This window comes from Pseudomonas sp. CIP-10 (genome assembly GCF_020911845.1).
GTDB classification, from domain to species: Bacteria; Pseudomonadota; Gammaproteobacteria; order Pseudomonadales; family Pseudomonadaceae; genus Aquipseudomonas; species Aquipseudomonas alloputida.
Window position 1 is genome coordinate 3,093,074 of record NZ_CP087160.1, and the last position, 16,976, is coordinate 3,110,049.

Consider the following 16,976-nt stretch of genomic DNA (forward strand, 5'->3'; position numbering starts at 1 on the left):
TTTCTACAGGGTGTTCAGCCTCGCTTCGCGCAGCGCCACAGCCGACCGATATCACAGGCCCTGGCCTGCAACAGCTCGGCAGCATTTGCACACGCCTGCTCCAGGTTCATCGGTCCACTGGCCAGTGCAAATGCAGCGTCGACCCCATGGGCATACAACTGCTGATACCCCTCCCCCAAGGTCCCGGCCAGTACCACCACCGGCACGCCATGGCGCTTGGCAACCCGCGCCACCCCCATCGGCGTCTTGCCGCGCAGTGTCTGGGCATCGAAACGCCCCTCGCCCGTCACCACCAGATCTGCCCCTTGTGCCAGGGCGTCAAGGCCAGCCAGCTCAGCCACGACTTCCACCCCAGGGCGGAACTGCGCGGCCATGAATGCCCGGGCAGCGAAGCCCATGCCACCGGCCGCACCACAACCAGGGTAATCGCGCACATCCGCGCCCAACAGCAGCGCACAATGGTCGGCAAAATGATTCAGCGCGTGGTCCAGCGCCTCTACTTGCTGCGGGTTGGCACCTTTCTGCGGGCCGAAGATCGCCGATGCGCCGTTGGCGCCACACAAGGGGTTGTCGACATCCGCCGCGACTTCAAACTGCACCCCGGCCAGGCGCGGGTCGAGACTGCTGGCGTCGATACGGGCCAGCTTGGCCAAGGCCAGGCCGCCCTCTTCCAGCGCTTGCCCGTCAGCATCCAGCAGGCGCAGGCCAAGCGCTCGCAACATGCCACTGCCGGCATCGTTGGTGGCGCTGCCACCGATGGCCAGCACCACACGCTGAGCGCCAGCGTCGAGGGCTGCGGCAATCAGCTCACCGGTCCCCCAGGTGCTGCTGCGGCAAGCATCGCGCTGGCCGGTTGGCACCCGTTGCAAGCCACTGGCCTGGGCCATTTCGATGATTGCGGTGCGACTTTGCGGCAACCAGCCCCAGCCGGCCTCGACGTGCTCCCCCAATGGCCCGCGCACGGACTGGCGGCGCAGTTCACCCTGGCTGGCGGCCAGGATCGCCTCCATGGTGCCTTCGCCACCGTCGGCCATTGGGCACTCGACCAGTTCAGCCTCGGGCCACGCTTCGCTCAGGCCCGCAGCGATGGCGCGGGCGACACCGGCAGCGTCGAGGCTGTCCTTGAACGAGTCGGGGGCAATGACGATTTTCATGGGGTTTCTCCTGTCCTGATGAGCGGCATGCTGACAGGTGGCTGCCCAGGTGGCCTCGGTCAAATGCACAAAACGCCGGCCGGGTTGTTTGGGCAGATGCCTTTTTGCCTGTTCTGGCCCAATCGCCGGCAAGTGAATACTTCAGTCAGCGGGCAACAGCTGCAACCCCAGATACAAGCTAAGCATCCCTTCCAGGCGCAGCGGGTCGACCTCACCCAGCTCGGCTATGCGCTCCAGTCGATAGCGCAGGCTGTTGCGGTGGATGCCCAGGGCATCGGCACAGGACTGGCTCTGGCCGTCATGTGCACACCAGGCGCGCAGGGTGGTGAGTAACTGGCCACTGCTGTCCTTGGCGCGGATGCGCTGCAACGGCTCCAGCAGCTCGTCCAGCGCGTCGTCGTTACGGTGGCGCCACAGCAGCGCCGGCAGCCGGTAGCGCTGCAGGCTGAGCAATCGTTCGCTGGGCAACACTTCGCGGCCATAGGCCAGCAAGTCACGCACCCGGCGGTAACCACGGCGTAACTGCTCCAGGCTCTGCGCTGCACTGCCCAGGGCCAGTCGCTCAATGTCCCAGCCGTGGCGTTGCAGGCGTTCCAGCAGGCGCAGTTCATCCAGTGCCACGCCTGCCGGGCGGCACCACAGCAACGACTGGCGGGCCGGGCTGACGCACCAGCTATCCGGATAACGGCTCATCAACCATGCGGCCAGCGCCTCGGCAGGTGGCCCCGACGTAATCTCGAACAGGCACGGTATCCGCGCCAGCTGAGGTTTCAAGCCCAACTGACGGGCTTCGTCCAGCAAGCGCGGGGCGTTACCGCTGCCGCCGAGCAACAGCGCCAGCAGGTCGTCACAGCGCTGCCTTCGCCATTGCTGGTCAGCCTGTAAATTGCGTTGGGCCAGCAGCATTTCGGCGGTCATGCGCACCAGCTCGCCATACGTGCGCACCTGCTGCGGGTCGCCGGTCAGGCCTAACACGCCCATCAGCCGCCCATCGAGCATCAATGGCAGGTTCACACCGGGCTGCACGCCCTTCAGGCACTTGGCCGCGTCGGTATCCAGCTCGACGATCCGGCCATTGGCCAAGACCAGCTGCGCCCCCTCGTGACGGGTGTTGATGCGCTCCGGCTCACCACTGCCCAGGATCAAACCTTGGCTGTCCATGACATTGACGTTGCAAGGCAAGATGGCCATTGCCCGGTCAACGATATCCTGCGCCAGGTCATGGTCGAGTTCGAACATTGCGGGGTCCTTTAGGTGTTTGGCTTTTGGGCTCGGGCACAGCAGCCTGGGCCAAGCGCTGTGCAAAAGCACAAAGACAGGCTAGCCGCAGTCCCCGAGACTCGTCAGGGCGAGCGCCGGAACAGGCGACGCGGCGAAAACCATAACAACAGAGAACCCGATCATGGCACACAGCCCCGCCCCTGACCAAGGCACGGACACCACCCGCAACGCGCTGTACCGGCGCATCACCTTGCGGCTGATTCCGTTCATTTTCATCTGCTACCTGTTCAACTACCTGGACCGCGTCAACGTCGGCTTTGCCAAGCTGCAGATGCTCGACGCCCTGAAATTCAGCGAAACGGTGTACGGCCTTGGCGCCGGCATCTTCTTCATCGGCTATGTACTGTGTGGCCTGCCAAGCAACCTGGCCCTCAATCGCTTCGGCCCACGGCGCTGGATCGCGCTGATGATGATCGCCTGGGGCAGCCTGTCCACCTGCCTGCTGTTCGTCACCACCCCTACCGAGTTCTACACCCTGCGCCTGCTCACCGGCGCTGCCGAAGCCGGCTTCTTCCCGGGTGTGGTGCTGTACCTCTCGCGCTGGTTCCCGGCGGCCCGGCGCGGCCGCATCATGGCCCTTTTCATGTCGGCGATCCCGGTATCGGGCCTGCTTGGCGGGCCGTACTCCGGCTGGATCCTCGAACATTTTGCCGCCGGCCAGCACGGCCTGGCCGGCTGGCAGTGGATGTTCCTGATCCAGGGCCTGCCGACCGTGGCGTTGGGCGTACTGGCGGTGTTCCTGCTCAGTGACGGCTACCAGAAAGCCGCCTGGCTGAGCCCGGCTGAACGTCAACTGATTGCTGCCGACCTGCAGGCCGATGCTGCAAGCAAACCGAGCACCACCAGCGACAGCGTGCTGGCCGTGTTGACCAACCCGCTGATCTGGACCTTCGGCTTCGTCTATTTCTGCATCCAGAGCGGCGTATACGCGATCAACTTCTGGCTACCCTCGATCATCAAGAGCATGGGCTTCGACAACCCGCTGCTGATCGGCTGGCTCAGCGCCATCCCGTACCTGCTGGCGGGTGTGTTCATGATCCTTTGCGGGCGCTCGGCCGACCTGCGCAACGAGCGCCGCTGGCACCTGGTGGTGCCAATGCTGATGGGCGCCGTCGGCCTGCTGATTGCGGTGAACTTCGCCGGCAACCCGAGCATTGCCATTCTTGGCTTGTCGATCGCCACCATGGGCGCGCTCACCGGTTTGCCGATGTTCTGGCCAATGCCGACTGCGCTGCTCAGTGCCAGTGCCGCCGTGGCAGGTCTGGCGATCATCAACTCGGTAGGCCAGATGGCGGGGTTTCTCAGCCCGTACCTGGTCGGGTTCATCAAGGACCAGACCGGCTCAACCGATGCCGCACTGTATTCGCTCGCCGCGTTGATCGTATTGGGTAGCCTGGTGGCCTTGCGTGTAACGCGAGCGGTTTCGCTGAGTACTGCACGGGTGAGTTGAGGCATTCGCAGGCTTGCCCACGCCCACAAGTTTCAAGCCTGTGGGCGCGGGCAAGCCTGCAATGATGCCCACCCAAGCCACACCAAATCCACACCCGCCACCGATCGTCAGCTCAACGCATCCCCTTCCCGCCCCAGGCGTCAAATGGTTCCAAAGGCCCTTTGGAGAAGCCCCCATGACCCAGTACGCCGTGGCCCGCTTGGCCCAGCTCGACGAGCACCGCCCCCTGCGCGTCCAGGCCGGCAACGAAGAACTCATCCTCATCCGCCAAGGCGATCAGGTACACGCCTACCAGGGCAATTGCCCCCACGCAGGCGCCCCCCTTGATGAAGGCGTGGTTTGCGGCGGTTTGCTGGTTTGCCCTTGGCACAAAGCTGCGTTCGCCGTTGACGATGGCGTGGTCTGTGAACCGCCTGCGCTGGCCGACCTGCGCCGCTACAAGGCGTGGATCAAGGGCGATGAAGTCTGGGTCGATGACCAGCCCCTGCCGGCAAGCGAACCGCCCAGGCACAGCGATGCCCGCTGTTTTGTGGTGGTTGGCGCTGGTGCCGCCGGCAGCGCCGCCGTCGCCACCCTGCTGGCTCATGGCTTCGCGGGCAGGCTGGTATGGATCGATCAGGAGCGCCAGCCGGCCTACGATCGCACAGCACTGAGCAAATTCGTGATTGCCGGGCAGATGGCGCCCGATGAGGTCCCCGCGCTGCTCGAACCCGACGCCCTGCGCAAGGGCCAACTGCAGCGTAAGCACGGCAAGGTGCGCACCCTGAACAGCCAGAAGCGCCAGGTCACCCTCGCCGATGGTCAGCAGATCGATTACGACGCCTGCCTGCTGGCAACCGGCGGTAAAGCACTGCGCCCCGACATTCCCGGCGCCGACCTGCCCGGGGTGTTCACCCTCCGCTCACTGGAAGATGCTGCACAGTTGCTCGACGCAGCCGAGCCTGGCCAACCGGTGGTCATCGTCGGTGACGGCTTCATCGGCCTGGAGGCAGCCTCGGCATTGCGCAAGTATGGCGTGCAGGTGCACGTAGTCTCGCGCCACGAAGTCCCTCTGGCCCGACAATTGGGCGAGCGTATCGGGCGCTGCATTCGCGCGCTGCATGAACGAAAAGGCATCACCTTCCACGGCCCCACCGAGGTCGAGCGGATCGAAGGCCAGGACAAGGTCGAAGCGGTGCAACTGGCCAATGGTGAACGGCTGCAGACCCCCTTGGTGCTGTTCGGCACCGGGGTAAAACCCGCCACCGCGTTCCTTCAAGGGGTGCCGCTTGGCGAAGACAAATCGGTGAGGGTCGACGCCGAAATGCGCGCAGCTGACGGTTTGTGGGCCGCAGGTGACATTGCCACCTTCCCGCTCTCGGGGCGCCCGGTGCGCATCGAGCACTGGCGCCTGGCCCAGCAACACGGGGTGATCGCCGCCGCCAACATGCTTGGCCAACAACGCCGTTATGCCGATGTACCGTTCTTTTGGACCTACCAGCATGGCCGTACCTATGAAGTGCTAGGCCATGCCAGAGACTGGAACCGGATCGAATTCGTCGGTGAGCCGGAAAACGGCGATTTTGTTGCCCTGCAGTGTGTGGATGAACGCGTCGAGGCCGTTATCGCCAAGGGTTACTCCGATGCCATGGCGACGCTGTCGCAACGCCTGAAGCGCCCCTTGAGCCTGCAGGAAGCTTTGGCGCTCATTGGCTAAGGGGTGCCTTTCAATGCATCCCGGTTGTGTGTAAAACAGGCAGGTCAGCTGACTGCATAAGGACCCACGCGCATGATCTACCGCCCCCTCGGCCACAGTGGCCTGCAGGTTTCCGCCCTTACCCTGGGCAGCATGATGTTCGGCGAGCAGACCCGTACCGAGGATGCCCTGCGCATCATCGACAAGGCCTGGGACCAAGGCATCAACTTCATCGACACCGCCGACGTGTACAACGCCGGGCGCTCGGAAGAAATCGTCGGTGAAGCCGTGGCGCGCCATCGCCATGACTGGGTCGTCGCCAGCAAGGTCGGCTTCGGCCCGGCCGACGGCCTGCCTAACCGCAGCGGGTTGTCGCGCAAGCACATCTTCAATGCCGTGGATGCCACACTGACCCGCATGGGCATGGACTATCTGGACATCTACTACCTGCACCGCGAAGACCACAAGGTACCGCTGGAGGAGACCGTGCAGGCCATTGGCGACTTGTTGCGCCAGGGCAAGATCCGCTACTGGGGGGTGTCCAATTTCCGTGGCTGGCGCATTGCCGAGGTCTGCCATGTTGCCGAGCGCCTTGGCGTGCCCAGGCCGGTAGTCAGCCAGCCGCTGTACAACATCGTCAACCGCCAGGCCGAGCCCGAACAGCTTACTGCCGCCGCCGCCCATGGTCTGGGCGTCGTACCCTTCAGCCCGCTGGCCCGGGGCGTGCTCAGTGGCAAGTATGCGCCGGGCGCCGTGCCGGACGCCGGTAGCCGCGCAGGGCGGCAGGACAAACGCATCATGGAAGTGGAGTGGCGCCAGGAGTCGCTGACCATTGCCCGGCAGATTCAGACGTATGCAGAGGCCAAGGGGGTGGGTATTGTCGAATTCGCCATTGCCTGGGTGTTGAATAACCAATGGGTCAGTTCGGCGATTGTCGGGCCGCGGACCGAGGAGCAGTGGGATACCTATGGCGGCGCATTGGCGGTGAAGATTACCGCGGAGGATGAGGCGTTCATCGATTCGTTGGTAACGCCAGGGCATGCGTCCACGCCGGGCTTCAATGACGTGGCGCATTATGTGAGTGGGCGGCTGGCGCGCAGCTGACGCATTGGGGAGCCCTGAGCCGGGCTCCCGGTCCCCCCTTTCCCCAATCACCTCGGTATCGTGCGCACCATTGGTTTTCCACCTCTGGAGCTGCAATGAAACTCTTGCAACCGCTGCAAATCGGCCCACTCACCCTGCCCAACCGCGTATTCATGGCCCCCCTCACCCGCCTGCGCAGCTTGGAGCCGGGTGATGTACCCACCGCGCTGATGGCCGAGTACTACCGTCAGCGCGCCAGTGCTGGCCTGATCATCACTGAAGCCACGCAAATCTCCTTCCAGGCCAAGGGCTATTCTGGCTCGCCCGGCATTCACAGCGCCGAACAGATCGCTGCCTGGAAGCACATCAACCAAGGCATCCATGCCGATGGCGGCCACAGCGCCGTGCAGGTGTGGCACACCGGGCGGGTGTCGCATACCTCGCTGCAACCTGGCGGCGAGGCACCCGTGGCCCCTTCGGCGCTGCCGGCGGACGCACGCACCACCCTGCGTGACGCGCAAGGCAACCTGACGCGCGTGGAAACCTCCGCACCCCGGGCGCTCAGCGAAGCGGAGATCGCTGACATCGTCGCTGACTTTGGCCAGGCCGCGATCAATGCCTGTGAAGCCGGTTTCGACTTCATCGAGTTGCACGCCGCCCACGGTTACCTGCTGCACCAGTTCCTCACCCCCAGTGCCAACCAGCGCGAAGACCGCTACGGCGGCAGCGTTGAAAACCGTGCGCGCATTGTGCTGGAGGCGGTGGATGCGGCCATTGCCAACTGGAGCGCCGACCGGGTCGGTATTCGCGTGTTCCCGCTGGGTGGTTTCAATGGTGTGGACAATGGCGAAGACCAGGAAGCCGCCGGCCTGTACCTGATCCGCGAACTGGCCAAGCGCAACCTCGCCTACCTGCACCTGTCCGAGCCGGACTGGGCCGGCGGCAAGCCACTGCGTGACGAGTTCCGCCAGGCCATTCGCGCCGCCTACCCCGGGGTGATCATCGCGGCCGGTGCCTACACCGCCGAGAAAGGCGAAGACCTCATCGGGCGGGGTTTGATCGATGCCGTGGCGTTCGGGCGCGCCTACATTGCCAACCCCGACCTGGTGGAGCGTCTGCGGCTGCAAGCGCCGCTGAATGAGCACCGGGCGAAGTTCGATTACGCCAATGGGCCTGAAGGGTATACGGATTATCCGTTCCTGAAGCAGGCTTGATGCAAAAACGGGCGCTCTTGCGGGCGCCCGTTTTTTGTCGTGTCAGCCCAGTTCAGCCAGCGCCTGCGCGGCATAGGCATGTGACCGCTGCCGCGCCAGCGGGTCATGGATGCGGCAGTCGATCATCAGCTCGTCCGCCCCGGTCTGCTCGATCAGCGAGCGCAGCCCTTCCCTCACCCGTTCAGGCCCTCCGGCTACGGTGCAGGCCATCACCTGCTCGAGCACGGCGCGCTCGTGGTCCGGCAAGCGTTCGATGTAACCCTCTTGCGGCTTGGGCAGCAAGCCAAAGCGCCCGACATGCAGGTCCAGCATCCACTTGCGGTGGGAGCTGGCCAGGTAGTCCGCCTCAGCATCGCTGGCAGCGGCGAACAGGTTCATGCCAACCATCACATAGGGTTTGGCCAGTTGCGCGGACGGCTGGAAGTTGGCGCGGTAATGGGCAATGGCCTGCAGCAGGTAACGCGGGGCAAAGTGCGAGGCGAAGGCATAAGGCAGGCCCAGCTTCGCCGCCAGGTCAGCACCGAACAGGCTGGAACCGAGGATCCACACCGGCACATCGTGCGCACCCGGTACGCCGCGCACCCGGCGTTTGCCGTTGTCCGCCAGGTAATCACGCAGCTCGGCGATGTCCTGGCTGAAATCACGCTCTGGCGCGGCGCCGCGCAATGCACGCACGGTCGGCCCGGACGTGCCTGGCGCACGGCCCAGGCCCAGGTCGATACGGCCCGGGTGCAATGTATCGAGGGTGCCAAACTGTTCGGCCACCACCAACGGCGCATGGTTGGGCAGCATGATGCCGCCAGCCCCAACACGAATGTGTCGGGTGGCGTTGGCGATTTCGTTGATCACCAGCGAAGTGGCAGCCGAGCCAATGCCCGGCATGTCATGGTGCTCGGCGATCCAGTAGCGGCTGTAGTGCTGTTGCTCGACATGCCGCGCCAGCTGGCGGGATTCTTCGATCGCATCGGCGAAGGTCTTGCCTTCGCCGATCATGACCAGATCCAGTACGGACAGTGCAGTCATGGGGTCTCCAGAGGGATTATCAATGGCTGCCAGTTTCCATGCTGCGCCGCCAGCGATAAACCCGGTTTCAGGCCCGGCATAGGGGCCTGGCATTCCCCAATCAGTATTCCCAAGGCACGCCCGGCTCCCAGCTGGCCACCAACAAGTCGATGAAGCCGCGTACCCGAGGGGACAGGTGGCGCTTGCTTGGGTAGACGATGCGAATGGGGTCTGCCGGGGGGCGGTAGGCGTGCAGTACCTCCACCAGATTGCCAGCGCGCAGGTCGTCACCGGTGATATAGGTAGGCAGGTGAATCAGGCCGAAACCGGCCCGGGCGCCGTCAAGCATGGCCTCGGAACTGTCGATGTTCAGCCGCCCGGGATCTTCGCACAGGTGCAGCCCCGCTTCTGTGTGAAAGCGCCAGGGCATGGCCTTCTCGCCCGCCAGGAAGGCGATCTTGTCATGGCCATAGAGGTCGCCGGGCATCTGCGGCACACCGCGCTTCTCCAGATACGCAGGCGATGCACAGGTCACGAACTGCTGCCAGGCGACGGTGCGCGTCAGCAATTGCGAGTCTTCCTTAGGTGCACCGATGCGCACGGCGACGTCCACGCCCTCTTCGACCAGATCAACGAAACGGTCGGTGAAGCGGATATCCGCCCGCAGTTCGGGCCATTGCTTGAGGTACTGGTCGAGGATAGGCAATACATGGCGCTGCCCGAGCGACAGCGGTGCGGTCAGGCGCAGGGTGCCGGTGGGCTTGCCGCGGCGCAGGGCCATGGTGCTTTCGACCTCGTCCAGGTCATCCAGAATCTGCCGCCAGCGCTCGAACGCCACCAGGCCTTCATCGGTCAGGCTCAGCTTGCGCGTAGTGCGGTTGAGCAGGCGCACCGCCATGCGGGCTTCCAGGCGGGCGATGCTCTTGCCCACCGCTGAACGCGTCAGGCCCAGGCTGGCAGCCGCAGCGGTGAAGCTACCGGCCTTCGCGGCGCTGACGAAAGCGGCGATGTCGCCGAAGCGGTTGGGTTCCATGGTGTTTTCCTGACGCTGATCGAACCGCCATAGATGGGTGCGATTTCAGGCAATGCAAGGTTCCTGATCTAGTGGGGCTGCCTTGCAGCTTCCGTTTGCCCGAGGTAGCGATCGGTCCAGTTAGCCAGCGGCAGTGGCGGCTGCTGGTCGACAATGCGTCGCCAGATAAGCATCAGCTCTTGAGCGTTGAACAGCGAGCCAGGCCCGCTGCCTCGCCACGGCGAAGGGACACCGACCATCCACTGCCCTTGATGATCGCGCTGAGCCATGTTGAAACGGAAGGTGTAATTCCCCGGGATACCCATGCGCAGGTCGGTGACCACCAGTGCGTCGCCAATCTGGTCATAACGCAGCCAGTCATCGGTGAACCAGCGCAAGCGCTGGTGCAAAGGGTCATTGTTCAGTGCTTGCGCCAGTTCCAGGTTGCGCGACAAGCGTTGCATTTCGGGTGGTTGCTGGTCGAGCACGCTGCTGATGCCTTCGTAGTAATCGCCATCCGGGGTCTTGGCCAACACCCGCCAGACCAGGCTGTTGAAGGCCATCGGCACGGCACGCACCTCGCTCACGACGATACCTTGCTGGTCCAGTGCCGACTGGAAGCGCTTCTCGGCAGCCATGCGCCCCGCCAGGCCGAAACCCAGGTAGCATGTACTGAACACCAGGGCCATGGTCAGCAGGCGGGTAGCCCTGCGGGTCACGCCCTTCATGAGGGTGAAGACCACCGCAGCCAGCAGCGGCACGGTGTAGACCGGGTCGATAATGAACACCGCCGCCCAGCTTTCCGGGGTGGTGTGCAAAGGCCAGAACAACTGCGTGCCGTAAACCGTGAAGGCGTCGAGCACCGGATGGGTTACCAATACCAGCCAGAACGCCACAAAAAGCCTGGGCAAGGTATACCCCTTTCCGGGCCAGCGCTTGTTGACCAGCCAGGCCAACAGCAAGGCCAGGCCGGTGAGCACGAACAACGAGTGGGAGAAGCCGCGATGATAAGTCATCTGCGACACCGGGTCGGCATAGCGAATGATCACATCCAGGTCCGGCAGCGTGCCCAGTGCTGCACCATACAGCAGCGAGCGTCGGCCCTGGATGCGCCCGAGCACGGTCCCTTGCAGCGCCGCGCCGAGTACGGCTTGGGTGATGGAGTCCAAGGTGGGGATTCCTGAAAGAGTCGTTACCGCACGCTACCCTCATACACCCCTGATGCGCAATTCTCCTGGAAGGCTCAGAACAACTGCCAGGTGTACACCAGCGTCAGGCGGTTCTCGTCGATATCACTGCGGTAGTTGGAGCGCGCCATGGCGTTCCTCACCCGTATCCCCAACCCTTTCAGTGCCCCGCTCTGCACCGCATAGCCGATATCCAGGTCACGCTCGCGATCACGCCCTTCGTAACCCAGCCCGGTGTCGACATTGTTACCGGTTATGTAGCGCACAGTCGCTGTCAGGCCCGGCACGCCCATGGCGGCGAAGTTGTAGTCGTAACGCACCTGGTACGAACGTTCGTCAGTGTAGGCAAACTCATAGGTCGGCACCTCGTTGCCCAGCGGCGAGATGTTGGCGAATACCCGTGGGAACGGGCTATCGCCATAAATGCCCTGGTAGCCGGCATGGAAGCTGTGCCCGCCGTGCCGGGCAGTGAACAGCGAGAAGAACGCCTGGTTGTCGATGTTGCCCAGCAGCGCATCGCCTTGCTCACGCGCGGTGAAATAACCCAGGTTGGCGCTGAGTACCCAGTCCCCGACGGGTTTGCTGTGCTTCAGGCCAACAAAGCCTTGTTGGTAGATGTCCTCCAGCTGACCGTACCAAAGGCTGACGCTGCTCTGGTTGGCATTGAACGCATAATCCCCACCCACATAGTTGAACGCGTCGCTTTCGGCCTGTCGCATCGGCACATGGCCAAGCATCGCGTTCATCTTGCCGTCGCCACCTTCGTTGCGCAGGTGGGTGCTTTTCAAGTGCCCGGCCTGCATAGTCAGCCCGTCGATTTCGGACGAACTCAAACTCAGGCCCTGATAGGTGGGTGGCAACAGGCGAATATCACTGAAAGTCAGCACCGGCAGGTTCGGTTGCAGTTCACCTGCACGCAGTTCGGTTTTTGATATCCGCGCCTTGAAGGTCGGCGCCAGGCGGCTGTACTCATCGGCAGCACGGCCGTCGCCATGCACCGGCAACAGGCCGGTGTTGGTGCGGTCTGGACTGCTGTCCAGCTTGATCCCCAGCAAGCCCAGGGCGTCCACGCCAAAGCCGACCGGGCCCGGGGTGTAGCCACTTTTGAAGTCGAGGATGAAACCCTGGGCCCACTCCTCGGCCTTGGACTGTTTGTTGGCCCCGACAATGTCGGAAAAATCGCGGCTGAAGTAGTAGTTACGGGCACTCAGGGTGGCCTTCGAGTCCTCGAAGAAGCCGCCTTCGGCAGCCAGCAGTGGCTGGCTGAGCAGTGTCAGGCCCAGGGCAACGCAAGGGGTGTGGTTCATTCCGAAGCTCTCTTGATCTTGTTTTTATGGGTAAAGCGTTGGAAAAACGGCAGTTCATGGAGTACGGCGCAGCACCTCCCGGGCACGTGGCTGGCGCAGCCTCAGCAGCGCGTGCGCCAGCAGGCCGAACAGCAGCCCCCAGAACGCTGCCGACAGGCCCAGAAAAGCCACCCCCGAAGCGGTGACCAGGAAGGTGAACAGCCCGGCGTCGCGCTCGGCCGGTTCTGCCAGGCTGCGGACCAGGGCTTCGCTGATGGCGCCATACAGGGCCAAACCGGCCAGGGCCGCGATCAGGACGGCGGGAAAGGCGGCGAACAGCGACATCAAGGTGGCCCCGGCAATGCCCAGTAGCAGGTACAACGCACTGCCAGCCACCGCCGCCACATAACGCCGTTGCGGGTTTTCATGGGCTTCATGGCCGGTGCACAGGCTGGCGGTAACCGCCGCCAGGTTCAGCCCGTGGCAACCGAACGGCGCCAGAAGCGCCCCAGCCAGGGCACTGGCGCTGATCAGCGGGCTGGCCGGCGTGGCGTAGCCAGCGTTGCGCAGTACCGCCATACCCGGCATGAATTGCCCGGTCAGCGCCACCAGCACCATCGGCAGCGCCAGGCTGAATACCGCCGCCAGGCTGAACTGGGGGGTGATCCACTGGGGTGAGGCCAGTTCCAGCACCAGTGCCTCGCTGCGCAACGTACCGCTGGCCACGGTCACCAGCATGCCCACGACCAGCACCGCAGCCACGGCATAGCGCGGCTGCACCCGACGCATCAGCACGTAGGTGACGAACATCGCCAGTACCAGCAGCGGTTGCACCGGCAAGGCGCGGAACACCTCGATGCCAAAGCTGAACAGGATCCCGGCCTGCATACCGGCAGCGATAGAGCCCGGCAGGCGCGCGATGATGCGGTCGAAGGCCCCGCTGATGCCGATCAGCAGCAGGACCAGGTTGGCCACCAGGTAGGCGCCCACGGCCTGCGCCAGGCCCAGTTGCGGCAAGGCGGTGACCAACAGCGCCGACCCCGGGATCGACCAGGCGATCACTACCGGCACGCGGTAGCGCAGGCTGAGCAGCGCACCGAGCACCGCACTGCCCATGGACACGGCCCAGACCCAGGATGACAACTGCTGGTGCGACAGGCCGGCCGCTTCGGCGGCGTGGAAAATGATCACCAACGGGCCGGCGTAAGAGATCGTCGTGGCAATGCTGCCGGCGACGATGGCCGACACAGAGCAGTCCTTGATCAGCGTTTTCATGAAGCTTCTCGCAAGCCAGCGGCCGGCCTTTGTGGCGGGCTCTTGTTTGGGTGTTGGCTGCTTCGCGGGCTTGCCCGCTCCCACAACGGCTGCACAGGCTTCACCTGTGGGAGCGGGCATGCCCGCGAAACAGCCCACTCGGTGGATCAGGCCTCCTGCAAAGCCCGCGGCCGCCCGCTGCGTTGCTCATCGGCACCGCCCTGGGCCTGCTGCAACTGGAAGTCGAACTTCAGCTCGGCATGCCGACCCTCCGGCCCTTCGACGAACACCACCTCCCCGACCAGCCCGTCCCGTGTGGCATAGGCAAAGTCATCCCACAGGTACTTGTCCCCCGACAGGTTTATCTGCGTGGTCAGGTGCCGGTACCCGGGCGCCGAGATAAAGAAGTGCACATGCGCCGGGCGCTGGCCATGACGGCCCAGCAGGTCCAGGCATTCCTGGGTTGGCCCCTGCGGGTCGCAGCCATAGCCCGATGGCACGATGGAGCGCGCGCGGTAGCGCCCTTGGGCATCGGTGACGATGCGCCGACGCAGGTTGTACGCCGACTGGCTTGGGTCGAAGAACGAATAGGTACCACGGGTATTGGCATGCCACAGGTCGACCGTGGCACCCGGCAGCGGGTGTCCGTGCGGGTCCAGCACCTGGCCTTCCAGGAACATCACCGTGGCCACGCCCTCCTCGCTGCCGTCGTCCATGCGCACTTCACCTTGGGCAATCGGTGCGCCAGCCACGTACAACGGGCCTTCGATGGTGCGTGGGGTACCGCCAACGCGCCCTGCCTCCTGGTCCTTGGCATCCTGCAGCAGGTCGAGGAAGTGTTCGATGCCCAGCCCCGCCACCAGCAGCCCGGCCTCGCCACGACCGCCCAGGCGGTTGAGGTAGTCGACGGCGTGCCAGAACTCGTCTTCGCTGATGTCCAGCTCTTCGATCAGCCGCGCGGTATCCTGCAGCAGGCGCTGCACGATGCGTTTGAGGCGTGGGTTGCCGGCCGCATTACCAAAGCCTGCGGCCTCCTCGAAGAACTGCTGTACCTCGGCAGTATGGGAAATGTTCACGGTCATGGGGGTTACCTCGTCTTGTTCTGTTCGGTTCAGGCCTGCGCCGCCAGGGCCTGGGCGTGGCGCCGACCACTGGCCAGGTGCACGGCCATGGCCAGCGCGGCGATGGCGCCAGGAATGGCGAAGGCGATGAAATTGAGTTGAAGTGGCAGGTTGATGCCCATCAGCGCACCGCCCAGCAGCGGGCCGACGATGGCGCCATTACGGCCGATGCCCGAGGCCCAGCCCAGGCCGGTAGAGCGCACCGACAGGCCGTACATCTGCGCCGCGCCGGCATACAGCAGAATCTGCGTACCAATGGTGGTGGCGCCGGCAATGAAGATCAGCAGGTACAGCACCGGCATCGGGCTGTTCACCCCCAGCAGGCTGATCGACAGTGCGGCGGCAATGAAGAACGCCACCTTCACCTTGACCAGGTTGTAGCGGTCGCCCAGCCAGCCGCCGAGGATTGCCCCGGCCATGCCGCCAAAGTTCAGGGCCAGCAGGAATGACAGGCTTGAGCCCAGGCTGTAGCCGGCGTTGGCCATCAGCTTTGGCAGCCAGGAACTCAGGGCGTAGACCATCAGCAGGCAGCAGAAGAACGCAACCCACAGCGCCAGGGTGCGAATCGCCAGGCCATTGCGGAACAGTTCCAGCACCGAAGCGCCGCTGCCTTTGCGGTCGGCCGCCTGAAGCACATCATCGGCCTGGACATCGCAGTCCGGGTCCAGCCGTTTGAGCAGTGAGCGTGCTTCCTCGATACGGCCTTGGCGCACCAGGAAACCGATGGATTCAGGCAGGTAGTAAAGAATCACTGGTAACAGCAGCAGAGGCACCGCTGCGGCGAAGAACATCGACTCCCAGCCAAAACGCGGCAGCATGAAAATGCCGACACCTGCCGACAGCATGCCGCCCAGCGAATAGCCACTGAACATGATCGCCACCAGCGTGCTGCGCAGGCGCTTGGGCGCGTATTCGTTCATCAGTGCCACGGCGTTGGGCATCAGGCCACCACAGCCCAGGCCGGCGATGAAGCGGTAGATGCCAAACTCGCTCGGGCTGCTGGCAAAGCCGTTGAGGATGGTCGCCCCCGAGAACAAGGCGAAACAGATGGCAATGCCCTTCTTGCGCCCGATGCGGTCGGCCAGGCTGCCGAAGGCCAGGGCGCCGAACATCATGCCGAACAGCGCATAGCTGCCCAGTGCACCAGCCTGCAACGGGGTCAGGCCCCACTCTTTCATGATGACCGGCAGTACCACACCGTAGATGAACAGGTCATAGCCGTCGAAAATCAGCAGCAGGCCGCACCAGGCCATGACCATCCAGTGAAACGGGGAAAAGCGCGCATTGTCGATGATCGGGTGTACATCAAGGGTTCGCATGGCATCTGTCGCTCTTGTTTTTGTTGTGGAAGAAAGCTTTTGCCTTGAGGTTGCAGTTCAGCCGAGGTCGCCGCCCCCAACCGGCAGGGTCACGCCGGTGATGTACGAGGCTTCGTCGGACGCGAGGAACAGAATGGCCCCCACCTGCTCGTCGATGCTGCCGTAGCGGTGCATCAGGCTGCTGTCGAGGGTCTGGTCGACGATCTGCTGGTACCAGTGCTTTTCCTGCTCGGTTTGCGCTGCACTGTTGCGGGGTACGCGCCGGGGCGGTGCTTCGGTGCCGCCGGGCGCAGTGGCGTTGACGCGGATGCCCCGGCCGGCGGTTTCGAAGGCCAGGCAGGCAGTGAGCGCGTTGACGCCACCCTTGGCTGCGCCGTAAGGCACACGGTTGACGCCGCGGGTAGCGATGGACGAGACATTGACGATGGCGCCACTGCCACGTTCGAGCATGTACGGCAGCGCGGCGTGGCAGCACCACAGGGTGGGGAACAGCGAGCGGCGCACCTCGGCCTCGATCTGCTCGACTTCGTAGTGTTCGAAGGGCTTGGCCCAGATGGTGCCGCCCACGTTGTTGACCAGGATGTCCAGGCGGCCATGGGTTTCCACCGCGCTGGCCATGACCCGGGCGCAATCGGCGTGTTGTTCCAGGTCGGCGGTGAGGGTGAGCATGCCCTCGCCAGCCAGTTCGTGGACCAGCTCGGAACGGTCTACCGCGACCACGTGTGCGCCTTCGGCCTTGAGCCGCCAGCACACGCCCCGGCCGATGCCTTGGGCGGCACCGGTGACCAGGGCGACCTTGCCTTGGAATCTGTTGTTCATATGCAAATCTCCGCCTTCCCGCGCGCCCTGCAGGCGCGGGTTTACCCACGAATGCGTCCGACAAGACAACGCTGCTGTACCTGCAGGCCTCTTCGCGGGTGAACCCGCTCCTACAGGGG

At 64.2% G+C, this 16,976-nt stretch carries 14 protein-coding genes; 4 read left to right on the forward strand and 10 right to left on the reverse strand.

Features of this window, described 5'->3' with window-relative positions:
- Positions 1 to 14 precede the first annotated feature (14 nt).
- Entirely contained in the window at positions 15 to 1,154 is a 1,140-nt protein-coding gene (locus tag LMH93_RS14060; protein WP_230064279.1) for a glycerate kinase, read from the reverse strand.
- A gap of 141 nt (positions 1,155 to 1,295) precedes the next feature.
- A complete protein-coding gene (locus LMH93_RS14065; RefSeq protein WP_060537365.1) occupies positions 1,296 to 2,393 on the reverse strand; it encodes a sugar diacid recognition domain-containing protein in 1,098 nt (365 codons plus the stop codon).
- 163 nt (positions 2,394 to 2,556) lie between these two features.
- Here LMH93_RS14065 and LMH93_RS14070 point away from each other — a divergent pair, with 163 nt between their 5' ends.
- The 4 genes from LMH93_RS14070 (at position 2,557) to LMH93_RS14085 (ending at position 7,857) form a co-directional block, all read left to right on the forward strand.
- The gene (locus LMH93_RS14070) at positions 2,557 to 3,885 is read left to right on the forward strand and encodes an MFS transporter (RefSeq protein ID WP_230064280.1); all 1,329 of its coding nucleotides are present in this window, start codon (positions 2,557 to 2,559) and stop codon (positions 3,883 to 3,885) included.
- A 175-nt stretch (positions 3,886 to 4,060) separates the two neighbouring features.
- Positions 4,061 to 5,581: an FAD-dependent oxidoreductase gene (locus LMH93_RS14075; RefSeq protein ID WP_230064281.1), complete on the forward strand. Its 1,521-nt coding sequence runs from the start codon at positions 4,061 to 4,063 to the stop codon at positions 5,579 to 5,581.
- A gap of 72 nt (positions 5,582 to 5,653) precedes the next feature.
- On the forward strand, positions 5,654 to 6,664 hold the full coding sequence (locus LMH93_RS14080; RefSeq protein WP_004374352.1) for an aldo/keto reductase: 1,011 nt from the start codon (positions 5,654 to 5,656) through the stop codon (positions 6,662 to 6,664).
- A gap of 95 nt (positions 6,665 to 6,759) precedes the next feature.
- The gene (locus LMH93_RS14085) at positions 6,760 to 7,857 is read left to right on the forward strand and encodes an alkene reductase (protein WP_047602856.1); all 1,098 of its coding nucleotides are present in this window, start codon (positions 6,760 to 6,762) and stop codon (positions 7,855 to 7,857) included.
- A gap of 42 nt (positions 7,858 to 7,899) precedes the next feature.
- Here the strand turns inward: LMH93_RS14085 and LMH93_RS14090 are convergent, their stop codons facing one another.
- The 8 genes from LMH93_RS14090 to LMH93_RS14125 form a co-directional block, all read right to left on the reverse strand.
- The gene (locus LMH93_RS14090; protein ID WP_004374344.1) at positions 7,900 to 8,880 is read right to left on the reverse strand and encodes an LLM class flavin-dependent oxidoreductase; all 981 of its coding nucleotides are present in this window, start codon (positions 8,878 to 8,880) and stop codon (positions 7,900 to 7,902) included.
- Positions 8,881 to 8,980: 100 nt separating this feature from the next.
- Positions 8,981 to 9,892: a LysR family transcriptional regulator gene (locus LMH93_RS14095; protein ID WP_004374343.1), complete on the reverse strand. Its 912-nt coding sequence runs from the start codon at positions 9,890 to 9,892 to the stop codon at positions 8,981 to 8,983.
- A 68-nt stretch (positions 9,893 to 9,960) separates the two neighbouring features.
- Positions 9,961 to 11,040, reverse strand: coding sequence for a metal-dependent hydrolase (locus LMH93_RS14100; protein WP_230064282.1), 1,080 nt, complete (start codon positions 11,038 to 11,040; stop codon positions 9,961 to 9,963).
- A gap of 74 nt (positions 11,041 to 11,114) precedes the next feature.
- Positions 11,115 to 12,365, reverse strand: coding sequence for an OprD family porin (locus LMH93_RS14105; protein WP_004374339.1), 1,251 nt, complete (start codon positions 12,363 to 12,365; stop codon positions 11,115 to 11,117).
- A 54-nt stretch (positions 12,366 to 12,419) separates the two neighbouring features.
- Complete coding sequence (locus tag LMH93_RS14110; protein ID WP_230064283.1) at positions 12,420 to 13,619, reverse strand: benzoate/H(+) symporter BenE family transporter; 1,200 nt, start codon at positions 13,617 to 13,619, stop codon at positions 12,420 to 12,422.
- Positions 13,620 to 13,765: 146 nt separating this feature from the next.
- Positions 13,766 to 14,680 carry a catechol 1,2-dioxygenase gene (catA, locus tag LMH93_RS14115; RefSeq protein ID WP_060537374.1) on the reverse strand — a complete coding sequence of 305 codons (915 nt, stop codon included), beginning with the start codon at positions 14,678 to 14,680 and terminating at the stop codon, positions 13,766 to 13,768.
- A gap of 29 nt (positions 14,681 to 14,709) precedes the next feature.
- Positions 14,710 to 16,038 carry an MFS transporter gene (locus LMH93_RS14120; protein ID WP_004576273.1) on the reverse strand — a complete coding sequence of 443 codons (1,329 nt, stop codon included), beginning with the start codon at positions 16,036 to 16,038 and terminating at the stop codon, positions 14,710 to 14,712.
- Positions 16,039 to 16,095: 57 nt separating this feature from the next.
- Complete coding sequence (locus LMH93_RS14125) at positions 16,096 to 16,857, reverse strand: 1,6-dihydroxycyclohexa-2,4-diene-1-carboxylate dehydrogenase (protein ID WP_230064284.1); 762 nt, start codon at positions 16,855 to 16,857, stop codon at positions 16,096 to 16,098.
- Positions 16,858 to 16,976: the final 119 nt, after the last annotated feature.